The organism is Pseudomonas maioricensis, assembly GCF_022790535.1.
Classification (GTDB): Bacteria; Pseudomonadota; Gammaproteobacteria; order Pseudomonadales; family Pseudomonadaceae; genus Aquipseudomonas; species Aquipseudomonas maioricensis.
On record NZ_LOHG01000003.1, the window covers coordinates 386,741 to 406,220 of the forward strand.

Consider the following 19,480-nt stretch of genomic DNA (forward strand, 5'->3'; position numbering starts at 1 on the left):
GGTCAGACAAGGAGTGAATGACACTGTTAGTCTTGCTCAGGGACAGGCACATGAGCGCCTGCCGTGACAGCAAGGGGCGCAATTGTAGAGAAGGGGATGCAGAGGTGCAAGGTAATTGGTGATTATTTGAGCAATTACCACAAAGCCTCTGTAGGAGCTGCCGAAGGCTGCGAAGGTCCGAAGGACCCTCGTCGCGACTGAAGGCCAATCGCAGCCTACGGCAGCTCCTACAGGGATATTACTTCTTGGTTCCAGCCGCTTTTACGTTGCGCTGACGCATGGCCTCGAACAGGCAAACACCTGTCGCGACCGATACGTTGAGGCTGCTGACACTGCCAGCCATCGGCAGGCGAACCAGATAATCGCAGTGTTCACGGGTCAGACGACGCATGCCTTTGCCTTCGGCACCCATGATCAGGATGGTCGGGCCGGTCAGGTCCTGCTGATACAACTCCTGCTCAGCCTCCCCCGCCGTACCGACAACCCAAAGACCGCGCTGCTGGAGTTTTTCCAGGGTGCGGGCCAGGTTAGTTACAGCAACCAGAGGAATGACTTCAGCAGCGCCGCAAGCAACTTTACGCACGGCCGGAGTCAACGTTGCCGACTTGTCCTTGGGCACGACAACTGCCAAAGCACCAGCAGCATCAGCCGTGCGCAGGCACGCACCGAGGTTGTGCGGATCGGTTACGCCATCGAGCACAAGGATCAGCGGGGCACCCTCGGTACGATCCAGCAATTCATCGAGCATTGCCTCGCCCCAGACCTGGCTAGGGCTGACTTCCGCAACAACACCCTGGTGAACACCTTCAACCCAGGCGTCCATTTCGCGACGCTCGGCCTGACCGATCGAAACACGATTTTCACCGGCCAGCGCGACCAGCACCTGAACGCGAGGATCATTACGACCCTCGGCCAGCCAGATTTGCTTGACCCGCTTAGGGTGGTGACGTAACAACGCTTCTACAGCATGCACGCCGTAGATTTTTTCCAACGAACTCATGACTTGGCCTTAGGCTTGCGCACCCCGCCGCTCTTCGCGGCGGGTGCAGAGCCCGCTTTAGGCGGGCCTTTACGGTGTTTACTGGGCTTAGCAGGTCTGTCCGACGAAGGGGCAGAACCAGCTTTACCGGACTTTCCCGACGATGCCTTGCTACCACCCTTCGCTTCAGCCAGCAGAGCCTGTTTCAGTTCGCGGCTTTTACGCACTTCAGCGTTTTTCGCGGCTGCATCGCTAGGCCGGTAGGCCTCTGGCTCGGCGCTGGCCTTGGCTTTAGCCTTTGCCGGACGCTTGCTCGGCGTACGCTCCGGAGCAGCGGCTTTTTCAACAGCCTGCGGCTCGGCGCCGCGACGCTTGCGGCCAATCGGCGCGCTGATGGTTTTTTCGGCCATTTCGAAGTCGATCTTGCGCTCATCCAGATCAACACGCATGACGCGCACTTCAACGGTATCGCCCAAACGGAAGCTGCGACCGGTGCGCTCGCCCGCCAGGCGGTGATGCAGCGGATCGAAATGATAATAATCGCCCGGCAAAGCGGTGACGTGCACCAGACCTTCGACATAGATATCAGTCAGTTCAACAAACAGACCAAAACCAGTCACAGCGGTGATCACCCCAGGGAAAGACTCGCCTACGCGGTCTTTCATGAACTCACATTTGAGCCAGTTGACCACGTCACGCGTAGCTTCATCGGCGCGGCGCTCGTTCATCGAACACTGCTCACCCAACTGCTCGAGAATGGCATCGTCGTACGGATAGATACGAGCTTTCGGGATTACGGCAGCACCCGCTCGGCGCACGTGCGGCGTGTCCTGCTTCGAGCGGATCACACTGCGGATTGCGCGGTGAGTCAGCAAGTCCGGATAACGGCGAATCGGCGAGGTAAAGTGGGTATACGCCTCGTAATTCAAGCCGAAGTGGCCGTTGTTGTCAGAGCTGTATACCGCCTGACTCAACGAACGCAGCATGACGGTCTGAATCAGGTGATAGTCCGGACGATCCCGAACAGTCTCAAGCAGTGCCTGATAATCCTTCGGAGTTGGACCGTCCTTGCCTTTGTGCAGAGACAGACCCAGCTCACCGAGAAACGCACGGAGTTTTTCCAGACGCTCGGGTGGCGGACCATCGTGCACGCGGTACAGAGCAGGAATTTCGTGCTTCTTGAGGAACTCGGCAGTGGCTACGTTAGCAGCCAGCATGCACTCCTCGATCAGCTTGTGTGCGTCGTTACGAGTGGTCGGGCGGATTTCAGCGATCTTGCGCTCGGTACCGAAAATGATCCGGGTTTCCTGCGTTTCAAAATCGATCGCGCCGCGCGTATGACGAGCACCCAGCAACACCTTGTACAGCGCATAAAGCTGCTTCAGGTGAGGCAGCACGTCCGGGTATTCGCCACGCAACTGGCGAGCGTCGCTGCTTTTCGGCTGCTCCAGCATGGTGCTGACTTTGTTGTAAGTCAGGCGGGCATGGGAGTGGATGACAGCCTCATAGAACACGTAATCAGTCATCTCGCCAGTTTTGGAGATGGTCATCTCACAAACCATGGCCAGGCGATCAACGTGCGGATTCAGCGAGCACAAGCCGTTGGAAAGCTGCTCAGGCAGCATTGGCACGACCCGCTCAGGGAAGTAAACCGAGGTGCCACGCACCTGCGACTCGGCATCCAGAGCAGAACCGATCTTCACGTAGCTCGACACGTCAGCGATAGCGACGTAAAGCTTCCAGCCGCCCGAGAACAGGCGCAGTTTGCCGGGTTTGGCTTCGCAATAAACCGCATCGTCGAAGTCGCGAGCATCTTCACCGTCAATGGTGACGAACGGTAGATGGCGCAGGTCGACGCGATTTTCTTTGTCTTTTTCTTCAACTTCCGGCTTGAGCCTGGCGGCTTCTTTGAGCACGGCCTCTGGCCAGACGTGAGGAATATCGTAGGTGCGCAGTGCAACATCGATTTCCATGCCGGGAGCCATGTAGTTGCCCACGACTTCGACGATATCGCCCTGAGGCTGGAAGCGCGGTGTTGGCCAGTGGGTGATTTTCACCTCTACGAACTGACCGATCTTCGCGTTGTTGTTACGACCCGGTGTGACCAGCACTTCCTGCTGGATTTTTGGATTGTCAGGAATGACAAAGCCAATGCCGGCCTCTTCGAAGTATCGACCGACCACGGTTTCGTGGGCACGGGAAATCACTTCGACGATCACACCTTCGCGGCGACCACGACGGTCCAGGCCGGAAACGCGCGCCAGAGCACGGTCGCCGTCGAACACCAGACGCATCTGGGCCGGACTCATGAACAGGTCGTCACTGCCGTCATCGGGTACCAGGAAGCCGAAACCATCACGATGCCCGGAGATACGCCCCAGGATCAGGTCCAGCTTGTCCACCGGGGCATAGGTGCCACGACGGGTGTAGATCAACTGAGCGTCGCGCTCCATGGCTCGCAAACGGCGGCGCAGGGCTTCGAACTGATCTTCAGTTGTCAGGCCAAATTCTTCCACCATCTGCTCACGACTCGCAGGCGAACCGCGATCGGAGAGGTGAGCCAGAATCAATTCACGGCTGGGGATAGGGTTTTCGTATTTTTCCGCTTCACGAGCGGCCTCGGGATCGAGGGACTGCCAATCGGCCATTAGATAGTTTTCACCTTGTCTATATGCGGGCTAGTTTGGCATACACCTATTGAAACGGGAAATTTCACACTCGAACAGCAGTTGAAAAACCCGTGACCGGATGCAAAAAAGCCTTTGAATACACCGCCTGCGAATTTTTTCAAATATTTTAACCACTGGGGGTTTACAGTGCAAAAGGCGCTCCGTATAGTGCGCGCCATCGACAGGCAGACGCTTTTCGATGCTGCCCAGATGGTGAAATTGGTAGACACGCCAGCTTCAGGTGCTGGTGACCGCAAGGTCGTGGAAGTTCGAGTCTTCTTCTGGGCACCAATTCAGAGCAACAGATTTCAAAATCTGGTGACTCACCAAAAACCCGCGAAAGCGGGTTTTTGCATTTCAGGGTTTGGGTTGGCTTTTAGTTTTATGCTTTTTTGTTTCCTGAAGCTGAAAAGCATTTATTAAAACCAAAACAGGGGTTTACAGATCAAAAACCGCTCCGTATAGTGCGCTCCATCAACGGCGTGCAACGCTGCTGATGCTGCCCAGATGGTGAAATTGGTAGACACGCCAGCTTCAGGTGCTGGTGACCGCAAGGTCGTGGAAGTTCGAGTCTTCTTCTGGGCACCAATTCAAACAAAACCGAGCCATGTGCTCGGTTTTGTGCTTTCTGGGGTTTGGAAAAAGTTACTGAGTTGACGCAAAACCTGTGGGAGCGGTGCTTGCCCGCGATAAGGGCGACGCGATCTAAAGTGAATCGCATCCAGCCTTATCGCGGGCAAGCACCGCTCCCACAAAAGCCCATCATAGCCGCCCCACTCGCTACGCCCGGAACTGCCCCAGACTCGCCTTCAACTGCGCAGCCAGGCCATCCAGCACTTTGCCGCTCGCCGTAGTCTCTTCGACGACCTGCGCCGCACGCTGAGCCTGGGCATGAATCACCTCGACACGCCCTCTCACCGCGTGAGCACCTTCGGCCTGATGCACTGCTGCCTTGGTTGCCAGACCAATCGCCGCATGCACCTGCTCTACAGATTCTTGAACCGTCTGCTGCAATCTGGCGCTGTTGCGCAGCACTGTCAGCCCCTCATTAGCCTGCCGTCCAGCCAGACCAATGGCCGCCACCGCTTCTTTCGCACCCGACTGCAAAGCACCGATGTGCGCCTGAATATCCCCAGTGGAGCTTTGCGTCTTGCTCGCCAGTGCACGAACCTCGTCTGCCACCACAGCAAAGCCTCGACCCGTCTCACCTGCACGCGCCGCCTCAATGGCTGCGTTCAACGCCAGCAAATTGGTCTGTTCGGCAATGCCATGAATCACTTCCAGCACCACTTCGATCTGCTCGCTTTGCTGAGCGAGCCGCTCAATGACTTTAGAACCAGTCTCGACCTGACCGGCCAGAGCCTCGATCAACCCACCGACCTGATTTGAGGTACGCGTGTTTTCATCGGTTGCCTGACGAATATCCACTACCTGCCGCAAAGCTGCCTGCATCGCGTGGCTCTCGGACTGAGCCTCTTCAGCCATATGCTCAAGGGCTTGCAGACTCGCAGCAACTTCATCGCGCTGCAGCGCTGCAGCAGCTCCCGCACCGGCGTTACGCTGGCTCATCGCATTGATTTCAACACCCGTGCGCTGCGCCACATCCCCTGCCTCGCGGACAATCGGTTGAAGCTTGGCGACAAAACGATTGACCGCGGCGGCCATGTCGCCAATTTCGTCTTTGCTGTCGAGCTTGACCCGCTTGGTCAGATCACCCTCGCCAGCTGCCAGATCATCCAGCGCTGCGATCAACAACAGCAGCTTGTTGACGACCCGACGACCCAACACTACCGCCAACACCAACAGTACCCCCAGCCCGACCAGCGCCAGACCCATGCCGATCCGCCAGCGCAGTGTTTCAGATGCTTCCTTTACTGCTGACGCCGTGTTGGTCGCCATGGCCGAAGCGGCCGTTTGAGCGGAATCCAGACGCGCTCGCAGTGCCGCCGAGCTATCTTTCGAGGCACCTCCAAGACTTTCAGAGACTAACTGCCCGCCACTGGTGATAAGCGTTGCAAAACGCTTGTCCAGAGCAGCAAGGTTCTCTTCAACTGCGGAAGTGGAAACACCCATACGCACCTTGCCGATTTCGACCCCGTTCGGGCTTATCGAAGCTTCAACGTAGTAAACCGATGCGTCGTTTTTGGCCGCACTAAGCACCTTATCCATGGCCCGCTCACCTTCTCCCTTGGCAAGCAACGCCTGGATAAGAGGGTTTTCGCGATTCAGGTAGCGGGTTAGATGCTCTCCTGCCGCATCGTCATAAACCACGAACAACACATTGGGATTACGCTGCGCGCGACGGGCAAACTCGGAGAGCGTTGGCGTATCGTTATCCCACATGGCGCGAGGCGCCACAGCAGCGAGAAGCTCCGCCATATCAGTAGCGGACTCTTTCAGGTCTTTTTCAAGAGTGGCACGCAATTGCCCCTGCTCGCCTTTCAAGCGATCAGCCAGACCGGCACTCAGGCGCTGACTGGTACTGGTCGAGAGACTGTCGAGACTGGAGGTTACTTCGCGACTGGCTTGCTCCAGTTCGGTAGACAAGTGTTGCGAATCTACCCCAAGACGACTCGCAAGATCGGCTTCAAGCGCCGTAACAGTGCTCCGGGTAAGAGCGACCGCAACGAGCACCTGCACCAAAAGAGCGACACCCAAGGCAATAAACACGGGACGCAGCAAGCGGCTGCGCAAAAGAGAAAGGACAGCTGACACGGGGAATCCCTCCACCATCGGCGCCATTAAAATGATGGCACCTTTTCTGACGCTTATTACAGCAATCGCCGTGCCGTTCCGGTGGTCACGGTAAAACAGAAAAAACAAAGGGCCGCATAAGCGACCCTTTGTTTTTATTTCAACGACTTATCAACCAAACGGGTGACGCAACACGATGGTTTCGTTGCGATCAGGACCTGTCGAGATAATGTCGATTGGCGCACCGACCAGCTCCTCCAGACGCTTGATGTAAGCGCGAGCATTGGCTGGCAGCTCTTCAAGCGTCTTGGCGCCCAGCGTCGATTCAGACCAGCCCGGCACTTGCTCGTACACAGGCTTGAGGCCCAGGTAGCTGTCGGCATCGGTAGGCGCTTCGATGACTGCGCCCTGCTCGTTCTCGTAACCCACGCAGATATTGATGGTTTCGAGGCCATCCAGTACGTCGAGCTTGGTCAGGCAGATGCCGGAGATGCTGTTGATTTCGATAGCGCGACGCAGGATCACGGCATCAAACCAGCCGCAACGACGAGCACGGCCGGTAGTTGCACCAAATTCGTGCCCACGCTTGGCCAGGAAAGCACCCACGTCATCGAACAGCTCTGTCGGGAATGGACCCGAGCCTACGCGCGTGGTGTAAGCCTTGGTGATACCCAGGATGTAATCCAGGTACATCGGACCAAAACCCGAACCGGTGGCGATACCTCCAGCAGTGGTGTTGGAACTGGTGACATACGGATAGGTACCGTGGTCAATGTCCAGCAGCGAACCCTGAGCACCTTCGAACATGATGTCTTTGCCGTCGCGACGCATTTCATGCAGCGCAGCGGTAACGTCGAGCATCAGCGGTTTGAGCAGCTCGGCGTATTCCATGCACTCGTCCAGAGTCTTCTGGAAGTCGATGGCAGGCTCTTTGTAGTAATTGACCAGCACAAAGTTGTGATAGTCGAGCAACTCGCCCAGCTTGGCCGCGAAACGCTCACGATGGAACAGATCGCCAATGCGCAGGCCACGACGTGCAACCTTGTCTTCGTAAGCCGGGCCAATGCCACGACCGGTGGTACCGATCTTGAACTCGCCACGCGCCTTTTCACGCGCCTGATCCAGCGCAACGTGATACGACAGGATCAGCGGGCAGGACGGGCTGATGCGCAGACGCTCACGCACCGGGATGCCTTTCTCTTCCAGCTTGATGATTTCGCGCATCAGTGCGTCCGGCGCAACCACCACACCGTTACCGATGAGGCATTGCACGCCTTCACGCAGTACACCGGACGGAATCAGGTGCAATACGGTTTTTTCGCCGTCGATCACCAGAGTGTGACCCGCGTTGTGGCCACCCTGGTAACGCACTACAGCGGTAGCATGTTCGGTCAGCAGATCAACGATCTTGCCTTTGCCCTCATCACCCCATTGGGTGCCCAGGACTACGACATTCTTACCCATAACACTTGTCCTCATTCACGCAAACTTGGTGTCGGCGGCCGCCGACAGGAAAACTCAAGAAGCCAGCGGCACGACTTGCCAACGCTCGCCATGCTGAATCAATTGCCGATCACAATCGGCCTCACGCGCTGCAGCCACCAGCTGCCCAGGCAATGCCTGCACAACACGCTGACCTTCACTGCGCAACTGACAAACCTGCTGCCAGAGTGCTGCATCCGTACTGTCCGGCATCCAGATACCGCCGGAAGGCAATTCGATTTCCGCACGACCCAATGTCACGAGGGTTTTCAGGTCCGTGGAAAAACCGGTGGCCGGGCGAGCCCGACCGAAATCCGCACCGATGTCGTCATAGCGACCGCCCTGAGCAATGGATTGACCCACGCCCGGAACGAACACGGCGAAAACAACACCCGTGTGATAGTGATAACCGCGCAGTTCACCGAGGTCGAAGTACAACGGTAGCTCAGGGAAGCGGGTCGCAAGACGCTCAGCCACAGTCAGCAGGTCATCAAGCGCTGCCAGCACCGGCGCCGGCGCACTGGCCAGACGATCGCGGGCCGCAGCCAGCACTTCACGACCGCCGCACAGATCGACCAGCGCACGCAGCATGGACGCCAGGTCAGCAGGCAGATTGGCAGTCAGCTCGATCACTTCGTCGATAGCCTTGCGCTGCAGGGCATCAAACAGCAATTGCTCGACCTCGCCAGACAAACCAGCTGCGCGTGCCAGACCACGGTAGATACCCACGTGACCAAGGTCCATGTGCACATCTGGCACATCGGCCAGTTGCAGCATGGCCAGCATCAAGCTGATGACTTCAACGTCGCTGCTTGGGCTCGCATCACCGTACAACTCCGCGCCCAGCTGAATCGGGCTGCGAGAAGAAGACAGGGCACGCGGCTGCGCATGCAGCACGCTACCGGCGTAGCACAGACGGCTCGGGCCCTCACGGCGCAGGGTATGCGCATCGATGCGCGCCACTTGCGGCGTGATGTCGGCGCGAAAACCCATTTGCCGACCGGACTGCGGGTCGATCACTTTGAAGGTGCGCAGATCAAGGTCGGAGCCCGCGCCAGTGAGCAAGGATTCAAGGTATTCGATATGAGGGGTAACTACGAATTCATAGCCCCAGCTCTGGAACAGATCCAACACCTGACGACGCGCTACTTCAATGCGCGCCGCTTCAGGTGGCAGTACTTCTTCGATGCCATCTGGTAGCAGCCAGCGGTCAACCGTTGCCATTACGCCTTTCCCCTATGATCCGGGCGACCCGCGCCGAGGCGGGCCTTGAGTAAAGCAGAGAGTGGTCAGGTGCTGCGCGCATTCTTGCGGGCACGGCGAGCGCCCGAGAATGGCTCTTTCAGACCACTGTCCTCGAAAATCATGCCACTGCCGTGGCCAATCAATCGTGCAGACGCAAAAAAGCCGGGAATTTCCCGGCTGCCGCATCATACACACGTTTTACCGCATGATCACCCCGCCAGACGGTTTTGCCGCCCGGCGGGTGAATTGCAGCTTTCAGATCACGGCTTGGATTTTTCCAGGTAGCGGAAGAAATCGCTGCTCGGATCCAGAACCATCACGTCACTCTTGTTCGCGAAGCTTTCACGGTAGGCACGCAGGCTGCGGTAGAACGCATAGAACTCCTGATCCTGACCGTACGCCTTGGAGTAGATCGCGGAAGCTTGTGCATCACCATCACCGCGCGCCTCTTCCGACTCGCGATAGGCTTCAGCCAACAACACACGACGCTGACGATCGGCGTCGGCACGAATACCTTCAGCCAGCTCGTTACCCTTGGCACGATGCTCACGCGCTTCACGTTCACGCTCGGTACTCATCCGCTCGAAAACGCTGCGGTTCACTTCCTTCGGCAAGTCGATAGCCTTGACCCGAACGTCGATAACCTCGATGCCCAGTTCCTTGCTCGCCATGGCATTCAACGAGGCAGTGATGTCAGCCATCAACGCGTCACGCTCGCCCGACACAGCTTCGTGCAGGGTGCGCTTACCGAACTGGTCACGCAGACCGGATTCGAGACGACGCGACAGACGCTCATCAGCGATTTGCTTGAGGCCGGATGTAGCCGTGTAGAACACTTCTGCATCCTTCACACGCCACTTGGCGTAGGCATCAACCATGACCGCTTTCTTTTCCAGCGTCAGGAAACGTTGAGTCGGTGCGTCCAGCGTCAGCAGGCGACCATCAAACTTGCGCACCTGGTTGACGTAAGGAATCTTCACGTGCAGACCCGGTTGAATATTGGGCTCAACCACGCGGCCAAATTGCAGCATTACGGCACGTTCGGTCTGGGACACGATAAACAAGCTGTTCCAGGCAACCACTGCCAGCACCACAGCAACAATCAGGGCGATCAGCGATTTATTGCTCATCAGCGAGTCTCCCTTGTACGCGGCTGCTGAATCTCTGCGGCGCGGGCACCAACATCAGCTCCAGCAGTGTTTGCACCGGTAGTCGGGGCAGTGCTGTTACCACTACGGCCATTTTCGATCATCTTGTCGAGCGGCAGATAAAGCAGGTTGTTCTGCCCTTTATCACCGGTCACCAGCACTTTGCTGGTATTGGTGAACAGCTCTTGCATGGTGTCCAGATACAGACGCTCACGCGTCACTTCCGGAGCCTTGCGATACTCGGCAACCAGCTTGGTAAAGCGATCAGCTTCACCTTTAGCGCGCGAGATCACTTCGTCACGATAGCCGTTAGCGTCTTCGATAATGCGCTGAGCCTGACCGCGTGCTTCCGGGATTACACCGTTAGCGTAGGTTTCAGCCTGGTTACGCGAACGCTGCTCGTCTTCACGGGCACGAATCACGTCATCGAATGCTTCCTGAACTTCACGTGGCGCAGCAGCGCTTTGTACGTTCACCTGAGTCACCGTGATACCGGTGCGATAGGTATCGAGGAAGCGTTGCAGACGCTCCTTGATTTCGCTCGCCATCAGCTCACGACCTTCAGTCAGCACTTGGTCCATGGCAGTGGAACCCACGACATGGCGCAGGGCACTTTCAGTGGCGTGCTGCAGACTGACTTCCGGCTGATCAACGTTCAGCACGAAATCACGCAGGTTGGAAATCTTGTACTGCACAGTCAGCGGCACTTCGACGATGTTTTCGTCTTCAGTCAGCATCTGGCCTTGTTTGCTGTAGGCACGTTCGCGAGTCACGTTTTCCATGTACTTGCGATCGAATGGCGGGAAATAGATATTAAGACCCGAGCCTACTGTCTCGTGGTACTGACCGAAGCGCAGCACGACGGCCTGCTCCTGCTCGTCCACAACGTAAATGGCGCTGTACAGCCAGATCGCGACCAGCACGACCAGACCAATGCCCAGCAAGCCGACACCGCCACCCTTGCCAGGGTTGCTGTCACCACCACCGTCACCACCACTGCGTTTCTTACCACCACCGAACAACCCATTCAGGCTTTCCTGCAGCTTTCGGAAGGCCTCGTCGAGATCCGGTGGCCCCTTGCGGTCGCCGCCCTTGCGCTTACCACCCCAAGGATCCTGATTATTCGAGTTGCCACCCGGCTCATTCCAAGCCATAGCGCTCTCCATCTGATAAAGCAAAGACGCGCCCGCGGCGCGCCGACCAATGCTACAGAATGCCCAAGAGAGCCGTACAACGGCTTTCTCACGCTTTTATTGCAAAGTGTGTTGCTCGATGAATTCCAGCGGCTGCAGTCCTTCGCGACTCACCAGACGATTGAACTCAACGCGCGGTAAACGTACTGCCAACAGGCTGCTGCCTTGCTCATCATATTCTTCGCTCTGCACCGCACCCAGCTCGAAGAACTGGGCACGCAGCCGGGCAAAATCCTGAGACAGATGCAGGGTGCCGACAAACAGGTCATCACCCAGTAATTCCGCAACGGCCTGCTTGAGCAGATCCAGCCCTCGACCATCACGGGCGGACACCCAGACACGTTGCGGTTTGCCATCGGCATCACGCTGTATCTGCGGTTCTACCCCTTCAAGCAGGTCGAGTTTGTTATAGACCTCAAGTATCGGCAAGCCCTCGGCACCGATCTCGCCAAGTACAGCCATAACCTGTTCGATCTGCTCCATGCGATCAGGCTCGTGAGAGTCGATGACGTGAAGCAGCAGGTCAGAGTTGCTGGACTCTTCGAGCGTAGCGCGAAAGGCCTCAACCAGCTTGTGCGGCAGGTGGCGAATAAAGCCCACGGTGTCAGCCAGCACGATAGGCCCCAGGTCGTCGAGTTGCAGACGGCGCAGGGTCGGGTCGAGCGTGGCGAAGAGCTGATCCGCAGCAAACACGTCGGAATCGGTCACAGCATTGAACAGTGTCGATTTGCCGGCGTTGGTATAGCCAACCAGTGAAACCGAAGGGATGTCGGCGCGCTTGCGCCCCCGACGAGCCTGCTCACGCTGGCTGCGAACCTTTTCAAGACGGCCTTTGATCTGCCGCAGACGAACCCGCAACAGACGCCGGTCAGTTTCCAGCTGGGTTTCACCGGGACCACGCAGGCCAATACCACCGCCCTGACGCTCAAGGTGAGTCCAGCCACGGACCAGCCGCGTACTCATATGCTCGAGCTGAGCCAGCTCGACCTGCAATTTACCTTCATGAGTACGCGCACGTTGCGCAAAGATGTCGAGGATCAACCCCGTGCGATCAAGTACGCGACACTCGAAAACACGTTCGAGGTTACGTTCCTGACTGGGTGTGAGCACGTGATTGAAGATGACGATATCGATTTTTTCAGCTTTGACCTGATCGCGAAGTTCCTCGACCTTGCCGCTGCCAATCAGATATTTGGCCGATGGCCGATGACGCGGCACGTTGACGAACGCGACGGTATCGGCGCCAGCCGATATGGCCAACTCCCGAAACTCCTGCGGATCTTCGCGCGCCTCAGGGTCCTGACCATCCAGATGAACGAGTATCGCGCGTTCACCACCACTGTGGCGCTCAAAGAACAAAGCAGACTCCTATCAGGCGTTACCTGGCTCGGCGTCGCCCTGCTCACCTTCGTTTGCGCTTGGCAGACGAATTGGACGAACCGGTACAACGGTAGAGATGGCGTGCTTGTAGACCATTTGGCTGACAGTGTTCTTCAGCAAAATAACGAACTGGTCAAAGGACTCGATGGTGCCTTGCAGCTTGATACCGTTGACGAGATAGATCGAAACCCCAACCTTCTCTTTACGTAGGGTGTTCAGGTAAGGGTCTTGTAGCGAATGCCCTTTTGACATGTGCCGCACTCCTTTAAGGATCAATAATAATTCGAATTCAATTGGCTTGAACCGCCACCCCCCAAGGATAGACGGCTATTGCAAGGACTCAGCTCAATATGGAGACCGACCCCAGGTATTTCAAGGTGCGTGGCAAATTGTCGCTGGCCAGACTGTCTAGCCAGTGTAAATCGTCCCAACTGCGTAGCCAGGTAAACTGTCGTTTGGCCAGTTGGCGCGTGGCAATGATCCCACGCTCCTGCATCTCGGCCCATGTCAGTTTTCCATCCAGATGATCCCAGACCTGGCGATAACCGACGGCTCTTATAGACGGCAAACCCGCATGCAGGTCGCCTCTTGAGCGTAACGCCAGAACTTCGTCCAGGAATCCCTGGTCCAGCATTGTTGAAAATCTTGATGCTATACGGCCGTGCAACACCTTGCGATCTGCCGGAGCAATGGCCAGGCTGGCGACAGTATAGGGCAATTGCGGTCTACCAGAAGCCGCAGCATCAGTAGTTTGCGCACTTTGTTGTTCTCTATGTGCTGTCATGTTCAACCCACTGACCCGATAAACCTCCAGCGCACGTATCAATCGCTGCGGATCATTGGGGTGGATTCTAGCCGCAGATACTGGATCCACTATGGCCAACTGGTCGTGTAAAGCCTGCCAGCCATGGGCTGCTGCCTGCGCTTCCAGCTCCGCCCGAACACCTGCGTCAGCGGCTGGCATATCTGCCAGCCCGTCCAATAGAGCCTTGAAATACAACATAGTGCCGCCAACCAGCAGCGGAATTTTACCCCGAGCGGTTATTTCAGCCATCGCAAACAGTGCATCCGCGCGAAAATCAGCCGCCGAATAGCTTTCGGACGGATCAAGAATATCCACCAGTCGGTGAGGAAATTCGGCCAATTGTGCCTTGGAAGGCTTGGCAGTTCCGATGTCCATGCCACGATAGACCAGCGCCGAATCGACACTGATCAGCTCGCAAGGGAGGACTTTACACAGTTCCATGGCCAGATCGGTTTTACCCGAAGCCGTCGGCCCCATCAGAAAGATGGCCGGAGGTAGAGCGCTCATTCAACGACCGCGCAGGAAGAGTTTGTCCAGATCATCCAGGCCCATTTGGGTCCAGGTAGGTCGGCCATGGTTGCATTGACCGCTGCGCTCGGTGTTTTCCATGTCGCGCAGCAGACCGTTCATTTCAGGAATCGCCAGACGGCGGTTGGCCCGGATTGCGCCATGGCACGCCATGGTGCCCAGCAATTCGTTCATGTGAGCCTGAACACGGTCACTGGTGCCGTATTCCATCAGATCGGCCAGCACGTCGCTGACCAGCCGATTGGCCTCGGCCTGCTTCAACAAGGCCGGAATCTGCCGGATTGCCAGACTTTCAGGGCCAAGACGTTGCAACTCAAAGCCCAGGCGTTGGAATGTCTCGATGTGCTCTTCAGCGCAATCGGCTTCACGCTGACTGACCGCAATGGACTCAGGCACTAATAAAGGCTGACCGCTGAGGCCTTCACTGGCCATCGCAATCTTCAGGCGCTCATACATGATGCGCTCGTGTGCGGCGTGCATGTCTACCAGCACCAGACCGTGAGCGTTTTCCGCCAGAATATAAATGCCTTTGAGTTGCGCCAAGGCGTAGCCCAAGGGGGGAATATCGCCCTGAGTTTCCGGTAGCGAAACGGCAGGCGTGCCGGGCAACGGTGCATAAAACTCGCGATAGGCACTTTGCGCCTCGGCCGCAGGCAACGTCGACGCAGGGCGCGGCGTGTACTGATATTGATAACCGGCGCCCGCACCTGAACCGGCTGGTGGCGCATAGGGCTGAGCCTGCGGCTGCTCCAATAGATTATTGGCCAGACGCATTTCACCCTGCGGCCCGAATTCACCGGCTTGCGGGCCAGTCGGGCGCTCCACGGCGGTAACCGGCACTGAGCCAGCCAACTGATCTTCAGGCCGAACATCGCCTAGCGCCCGGTGCAAAGTGCCGTACAGGAAGTCATGGACCATGCGCCCGTCACGGAAGCGGACTTCGTGCTTGGTCGGGTGCACGTTGACGTCGACGACCGCAGGATCAACCTCGAAGAACAGCACGAAAGTCGGGTGACGGCCATTGAACAACACATCGCGATACGCCTGACGCACGGCATGGGCCACAAGCTTGTCGCGCACTGCCCGACCGTTCACAAAGAAATATTGCAAATCAGCCTGACTGCGGGAAAACGTCGGCAACCCGACCCACCCCCACAGGTGCAAGCCATTGCGCTCAATCTCGATGGGCAGCGCCTGCTCGAGAAAACCGGGACCGCAAATCGCTGAAACGCGTCGGGCTCGGGCAGTGTCGTCGTTGGCTTCGTGCAGGCTGAGGATCGTCTTGCCGTTGTGCCGCAGGTGGAACGCCACGTCGAAACGTGCGAGCGCCATGCGTTTGATCACTTCCTGCAGGTGATCGAATTCGGTTTTTTCAGCTTTGAGAAACTTGCGCCGTGCCGGGGTGTTGAAAAACAGGTCACGGACTTCCACCGACGTACCCACAGGGTGCGCAGCAGGCTGAACACGGGAGGCCATGTCGCGCCCCTCGGTTTCAACTTGCCAGGCCTGATCGGCATCCCGCGTTCTAGAGGTCAGGGTCAGCCGCGCGACGGAGCTGATCGACGCCAGCGCTTCCCCTCGAAACCCGAGGCTCATGACCCGTTCGAGGTCTTCAAGCTCGCGAATCTTGCTGGTGGCGTGGCGGGCCAGAGCCAATGGCAGGTCATCTGAAGAAATGCCACTGCCGTCGTCACGCACTCGCAGCAACTTGATCCCGGCCTGCTCGACATCCACGTCAATACGTTTGGCGCCAGAGTCGAGGCTGTTTTCCAGCAACTCTTTGATGACGGACGCTGGCCGCTCGACCACTTCACCCGCCGCGATCTGGTTGGCCAGTCGCGGGCTGAGCAATTCAATACGCGCAGCATTGAAGGATGCATTGCCGGTGTGCGCCTGGACACCAGGCTCAACACTGTCGAGTAGAAGATCGGTCATGGTTGAGTCGCCACCTCAGAGCTAGGGATTTTCAGGTCCTGCCCGACACGCAACTCATCCGTCTTCAGGTTATTGGCGCTGCGCAATGCGGCAGGGCTCATATCGTAGCGGGCAGCCAGCATCGAGAGGCTTTCGCCCGAGCGAACTACGTGGTTGCGCGGCCCCTGAGCGAGCTTGCCGTTATCACGCAACCAGGCAATGTAGGTGCCTTGTGGCGGGTTTTGCTGGAAGAACTGTTTCACGCCGGAATTGATCGAGCGCGCCAGTGCCTGCTGGTGCGAGGCGGCGCTGAGCTTCGCAGCTTCGGCATTGTTAGAGATGAACCCGGTTTCTACGAGGATCGACGGAATATCAGGCGACTTGAGCACCATGAAGCCCGCCTGCTCGACCCTGGACTTGTGCAGCGACGTCACGCGACCAATGTTGGTGAGGACCTTCTGTCCGACATTGAGGCTTGAGGACAGCGAAGCGGTCATGGACAGGTCCAGCAACACGCCCGCCAGCATCCGGTCCTTGTCATCAAGGCTCACCGCGCCAGCACCACCGATCAAGTCAGAGCGGTTCTCACTGTCTGCCAGCCAGCGTGCGGTTTCTGATGTTGCGCCGCGCTCAGACAACGCGAACACCGAGGCACCAAAAGCCGCGCGCGAAGGCGCAGCATCCGCGTGAATCGACACAAACAGGTCCGCGCCCTTGGCTCGGGCAATTTCCGTCCGCTTGCGCAGCGGGATGAAGTAGTCGCCAGTACGGGTCAACTCGGCACGGTAGCCCTTTTCAGCATTGATCTGCCGCTGCAGCTCTTTGGCGATAGCCAGAACGAGGTTTTTCTCTTTCTGCCCGCTACTGCCCGAAGCACCCGGGTCTTCGCCGCCGTGACCAGCGTCGATCACGATCACGATGTCGCGCTTGCCGTTAGGCACTGGTGTGAGCTTTATCTCGGGCTTGGCAGGGCTGACCGGTACAGCAGGCGCTGTATTCGCGGCCGTATCTGGAATGGTCGGACTCGGGTTGGCATCACCCGGCTCATCGAAAAGGTCAACGACAAGGCGGTTACCGTATTGCTGATTCGGGGCCAGGGTGAAGCTTTTGGGCGTCACGGCCTTTTTCAGGTCGATGACCACACGCAAATCCGTAGCTGTGCGCTGCGCCGAGCGCATGCTGGTAATCGGAGTGTTGGCCATAGGGACGTTCAACGGGCCGCCCAACGTGGCGCCGTTGATATCAATCACCAGTCGATCAGGAGAAGTCAGGGTGAAAACGCTGTGCTGGACGGGACCGGACAGGTCAAAAACCAGTCGTGTGTTATCCGGTGCACGCCATAAGCGAACACTTTTTACCTGTGTTGCGGCCAGCGCATCAACAGCCAGGGCTGTCAAAAGCAGACCCACTACAGTAACCAGCGCGCGCATGCGCATACCTAACCCCATATCTATTTGAATTCCTGCGCCAAAGCGGCACACCAGGTTTCGCCACGCGAGCCAATTGGGCTCAAAGTCAGTGCTCGACCTTGCGCATGCGGGCTAATGGTAATGGTCAGGTCAGGCTTTGGCAAAAAGCCTGCACCGAGCTGGGGCCACTCGATCAAACAAAGGGCATCGCCTTCCAGATAATCACGAATGCCCATGTACTCCAGTTCCTCGGGATCAACCAACCGATAGAGATCAAAGTGGAACACGCGAATGGAGCCTATTTCATAGGGTTCCACCAAGGTGAACGTGGGGCTCTTGACCGCACCCTCATGCCCGAGCCCACGGATGATGCCCCGCGAAAGTGTGGTTTTCCCCGCCCCCAGATCACCTTCAAGAAAAATCACGCCGACCCCTTGAGTCACTTGGGCAATGCGCTCACCAAAGCGGGTCATGGCCTCTTCACCGGCCAAATGCAGCGTTAACTCAGACACGGTTGCTGCTCCTCCAATAACTGACGAATGGCTGGAATAACATCACTGGCCGCCAACCCGCGACCCGCCTCGCCGACTTGCTGCCCGGCGCTGGCATGCAGCCACACCGCCAGACACGCCGCGTCGAACGGCTTCATTTTTTGCGCCATCAAGGCGCCAATCAGACCTGCCAATACATCCCCCAGGCCACCGGTGGCCATGGCGGGATGGCCGCGATCACATAACATCAGTCGACCATCGACGTCGGAGATCAGGCTGCCCGTCCCCTTCAGAACACAGACCGCTTTGAATTTATCGGCCAGCGCCCGCGCAGCAGCAGGGCGATCAGCCTGAACTTGCGGGGTGGTGATCCCCAGCAGGCGCGCGGCCTCTCCGGGGTGCGGGGTAATGACGCTGTTTGCAGGCAACGAAACCCATCCCTGAGCCAACTGATTCAGTGCGTCGGCGTCCCATACTTGCGGCTTTTGGGCATTGGCAGCCGCGGACAGCAGGCTACGCCCCCAAGCAGCCTGCCCCAACCCGGGGCCGACCACCAGAATGCTGGCTGGCTCGATCAGCGCCATCAATTGATTTGCCGAGCGAATCGCCGCGCTCATGACTTCAGGCAAACGAGTCAGCGCGGCAGGAATATGTTCAGCGCGTGTTGCCAGCGTCACCATGCCTGCGCCGCTGCGCAGCGCGCTTTCGGCAGTCAACAGGCTGGCACCGCCAAAGCCATGATCGCCGCCGATAATCAGAACACGACCGTACATGCCCTTATGGGCCGTGCGCGGACGGCCAGGCAAATCCGGCAGGTTGAACGTATCCAGGCGGATCGCGCTGCGGGGTGCCTGAGCAACGATAGCCGGGTCTGCCTGCAAATCGTCAAAGACCAGTTCACCGATAAGGTCTGCCGCATCGCCGGTCAGCAGGCCGAGTTTCAGGCCTATATACGTCACCGTAAGATCGGCACGTACGGCCACACCAAGGGTACGCCCTGTGTCAGCGCTCAGGCCAGAAGGGATGTCGACAGCCACGACGGGCTGATCGCTGTTATTGATCGCTTCGATAGCAGCCGCGTAAGGCTCACGCACATCACCGGTCAAGCCTGTGCCCAACAGCGCGTCCAGTACAATGCCGCGTAACGGTTGACTGGCCCAGTTCTGGACGGCTACACCCGCCGCGAGCGCCTCGGCATGAGCATTAGCGGCATCGCCAGTCAGCCCAGCGGGGTCTGCCACGGCAAACACCTGCACATTCCAACCCGCATTGCGCGCTAGAACAGCGACCAGATACCCGTCGCCAGCGTTATTGCCGCGCCCGGCCAGCACGCTTAACTCATGCACATCAGGCCAGCGTCTGCGCAGTGCTCGCCAGGTTGCATGGGCTGCGCGCTGCATCAATTCACTGCCGCAAGTGCCCGCAGCGATGAGCTGTGCGTCGAGGTCACGGACCTGCGCAGCGCTATACAGCGCGTCGGGTAATTGGGGTTTCGTATTGACCATGCGTCTCTTGGCTCCGATGTCTGGCAGAATTATACGCA

General features: G+C 57.9%; 14 protein-coding genes, 2 tRNA genes and 1 pseudogene. 2 read left to right on the plus strand and 15 right to left on the minus strand.

All coding sequences use genetic code 11. The features are described 5' to 3' along the window. Positions 1-238 precede the first annotated feature (238 nt). Together rlmB and rnr are read right to left on the minus strand one after the other, a co-directional pair. A complete protein-coding gene (rlmB, locus tag AUC61_RS07075; RefSeq protein ID WP_122663142.1) occupies positions 239-1,000 on the minus strand; it encodes a 23S rRNA (guanosine(2251)-2'-O)-methyltransferase RlmB in 762 nt (253 codons plus the stop codon). Continuing rightward, positions 997-3,627, minus strand: coding sequence for a ribonuclease R (gene rnr / locus AUC61_RS07080; protein WP_243245250.1), 2,631 nt, complete (start codon positions 3,625-3,627; stop codon positions 997-999). Before rnr ends, rlmB begins: the two co-directional genes overlap by 4 nt. Before the next feature lie 225 nt (positions 3,628-3,852). On the opposite strand from rnr, the gene AUC61_RS07085 reads away from it, so the two are divergent. Together AUC61_RS07085 and AUC61_RS07090 are read left to right on the plus strand one after the other, a co-directional pair. After that, a tRNA-Leu gene (locus tag AUC61_RS07085) sits at positions 3,853-3,939 on the plus strand. 210 nt (positions 3,940-4,149) lie between these two features. Continuing rightward, positions 4,150-4,236, plus strand: a tRNA-Leu gene (locus AUC61_RS07090). 192 nt (positions 4,237-4,428) lie between these two features. On the opposite strand, the gene AUC61_RS26570 is transcribed toward AUC61_RS07090, so the two are convergent. The 13 genes and pseudogenes from AUC61_RS26570 to AUC61_RS07150 form a co-directional block, all read right to left on the minus strand. Continuing rightward, a complete protein-coding gene (locus AUC61_RS26570; protein ID WP_422765120.1) occupies positions 4,429-5,313 on the minus strand; it encodes a methyl-accepting chemotaxis protein in 885 nt (294 codons plus the stop codon). Between the two features lie 21 nt (positions 5,314-5,334). Next, a pseudogene (locus AUC61_RS26575) lies at positions 5,335-6,390 on the minus strand (methyl-accepting chemotaxis protein); the annotation flags it as partial. A 123-nt stretch (positions 6,391-6,513) separates the two neighbouring features. After that, positions 6,514-7,806, minus strand: coding sequence for an adenylosuccinate synthase (locus AUC61_RS07100; RefSeq protein WP_122663144.1), 1,293 nt, complete (start codon positions 7,804-7,806; stop codon positions 6,514-6,516). Positions 7,807-7,860: 54 nt separating this feature from the next. Further along, positions 7,861-9,048: an ATP phosphoribosyltransferase regulatory subunit gene (locus AUC61_RS07105; RefSeq protein WP_243245254.1), complete on the minus strand. Its 1,188-nt coding sequence runs from the start codon at positions 9,046-9,048 to the stop codon at positions 7,861-7,863. A gap of 281 nt (positions 9,049-9,329) precedes the next feature. Next, positions 9,330-10,199, minus strand: coding sequence for a protease modulator HflC (hflC, locus tag AUC61_RS07110; RefSeq protein ID WP_087269871.1), 870 nt, complete (start codon positions 10,197-10,199; stop codon positions 9,330-9,332). Further along, entirely contained in the window at positions 10,199-11,371 is a 1,173-nt protein-coding gene (hflK, locus tag AUC61_RS07115; protein ID WP_243245256.1) for an FtsH protease activity modulator HflK, read from the minus strand. The genes hflC and hflK overlap by 1 nt, the downstream gene beginning before the upstream one ends. A gap of 96 nt (positions 11,372-11,467) precedes the next feature. Further along, entirely contained in the window at positions 11,468-12,769 is a 1,302-nt protein-coding gene (gene hflX, locus AUC61_RS07120) for a ribosome rescue GTPase HflX (RefSeq protein WP_027900443.1), read from the minus strand. 12 nt (positions 12,770-12,781) lie between these two features. Beyond that, positions 12,782-13,042: an RNA chaperone Hfq gene (gene hfq / locus AUC61_RS07125; protein ID WP_032631228.1), complete on the minus strand. Its 261-nt coding sequence runs from the start codon at positions 13,040-13,042 to the stop codon at positions 12,782-12,784. Positions 13,043-13,130: 88 nt separating this feature from the next. Continuing rightward, complete coding sequence (miaA, locus tag AUC61_RS07130; protein ID WP_243245258.1) at positions 13,131-14,102, minus strand: tRNA (adenosine(37)-N6)-dimethylallyltransferase MiaA; 972 nt, start codon at positions 14,100-14,102, stop codon at positions 13,131-13,133. Next, positions 14,103-16,058 carry a DNA mismatch repair endonuclease MutL gene (mutL, locus tag AUC61_RS07135; RefSeq protein ID WP_243245260.1) on the minus strand — a complete coding sequence of 652 codons (1,956 nt, stop codon included), beginning with the start codon at positions 16,056-16,058 and terminating at the stop codon, positions 14,103-14,105. Beyond that, positions 16,055-17,473 carry an N-acetylmuramoyl-L-alanine amidase gene (locus tag AUC61_RS07140; protein ID WP_279290934.1) on the minus strand — a complete coding sequence of 473 codons (1,419 nt, stop codon included), beginning with the start codon at positions 17,471-17,473 and terminating at the stop codon, positions 16,055-16,057. The genes mutL and AUC61_RS07140 overlap by 4 nt, the downstream gene beginning before the upstream one ends. Positions 17,474-17,487: 14 nt before the next feature. After that, complete coding sequence (gene tsaE / locus AUC61_RS07145) at positions 17,488-17,958, minus strand: tRNA (adenosine(37)-N6)-threonylcarbamoyltransferase complex ATPase subunit type 1 TsaE (RefSeq protein WP_243245265.1); 471 nt, start codon at positions 17,956-17,958, stop codon at positions 17,488-17,490. Next, entirely contained in the window at positions 17,946-19,442 is a 1,497-nt protein-coding gene (locus AUC61_RS07150) for an NAD(P)H-hydrate dehydratase (protein WP_243245267.1), read from the minus strand. Before AUC61_RS07150 ends, tsaE begins: the two co-directional genes overlap by 13 nt. Positions 19,443-19,480 lie beyond the last annotated feature (38 nt).

Coding starts and splice junctions, on each gene's coding strand:
- rlmB (WP_122663142.1), bottom strand. CDS start 1,000: ATGAGTTCGTTGGAAAAAATCTACGGCGTGCATGCTGTAGAAGCGTTG.
- rnr (WP_243245250.1), bottom strand. CDS start 3,627: ATGGCCGATTGGCAGTCCCTCGATCCCGAGGCCGCTCGTGAAGCGGAA.
- AUC61_RS26570 (WP_422765120.1), bottom strand. CDS start 5,313: ATGGCCGCCGCGGTCAATCGTTTTGTCGCCAAGCTTCAACCGATTGTC.
- AUC61_RS07100 (WP_122663144.1), bottom strand. CDS start 7,806: ATGGGTAAGAATGTCGTAGTCCTGGGCACCCAATGGGGTGATGAGGGC.
- AUC61_RS07105 (WP_243245254.1), bottom strand. CDS start 9,048: ATGGCAACGGTTGACCGCTGGCTGCTACCAGATGGCATCGAAGAAGTA.
- hflC (WP_087269871.1), bottom strand. CDS start 10,199: ATGAGCAATAAATCGCTGATCGCCCTGATTGTTGCTGTGGTGCTGGCA.
- hflK (WP_243245256.1), bottom strand. CDS start 11,371: ATGGCTTGGAATGAGCCGGGTGGCAACTCGAATAATCAGGATCCTTGG.
- hfq (WP_032631228.1), bottom strand. CDS start 13,042: ATGTCAAAAGGGCATTCGCTACAAGACCCTTACCTGAACACCCTACGT.
- miaA (WP_243245258.1), bottom strand. CDS start 14,102: ATGAGCGCTCTACCTCCGGCCATCTTTCTGATGGGGCCGACGGCTTCG.
- mutL (WP_243245260.1), bottom strand. CDS start 16,058: ATGACCGATCTTCTACTCGACAGTGTTGAGCCTGGTGTCCAGGCGCAC.
- AUC61_RS07140 (WP_279290934.1), bottom strand. CDS start 17,473: ATGCGCATGCGCGCGCTGGTTACTGTAGTGGGTCTGCTTTTGACAGCC.
- AUC61_RS07150 (WP_243245267.1), bottom strand. CDS start 19,442: ATGGTCAATACGAAACCCCAATTACCCGACGCGCTGTATAGCGCTGCG.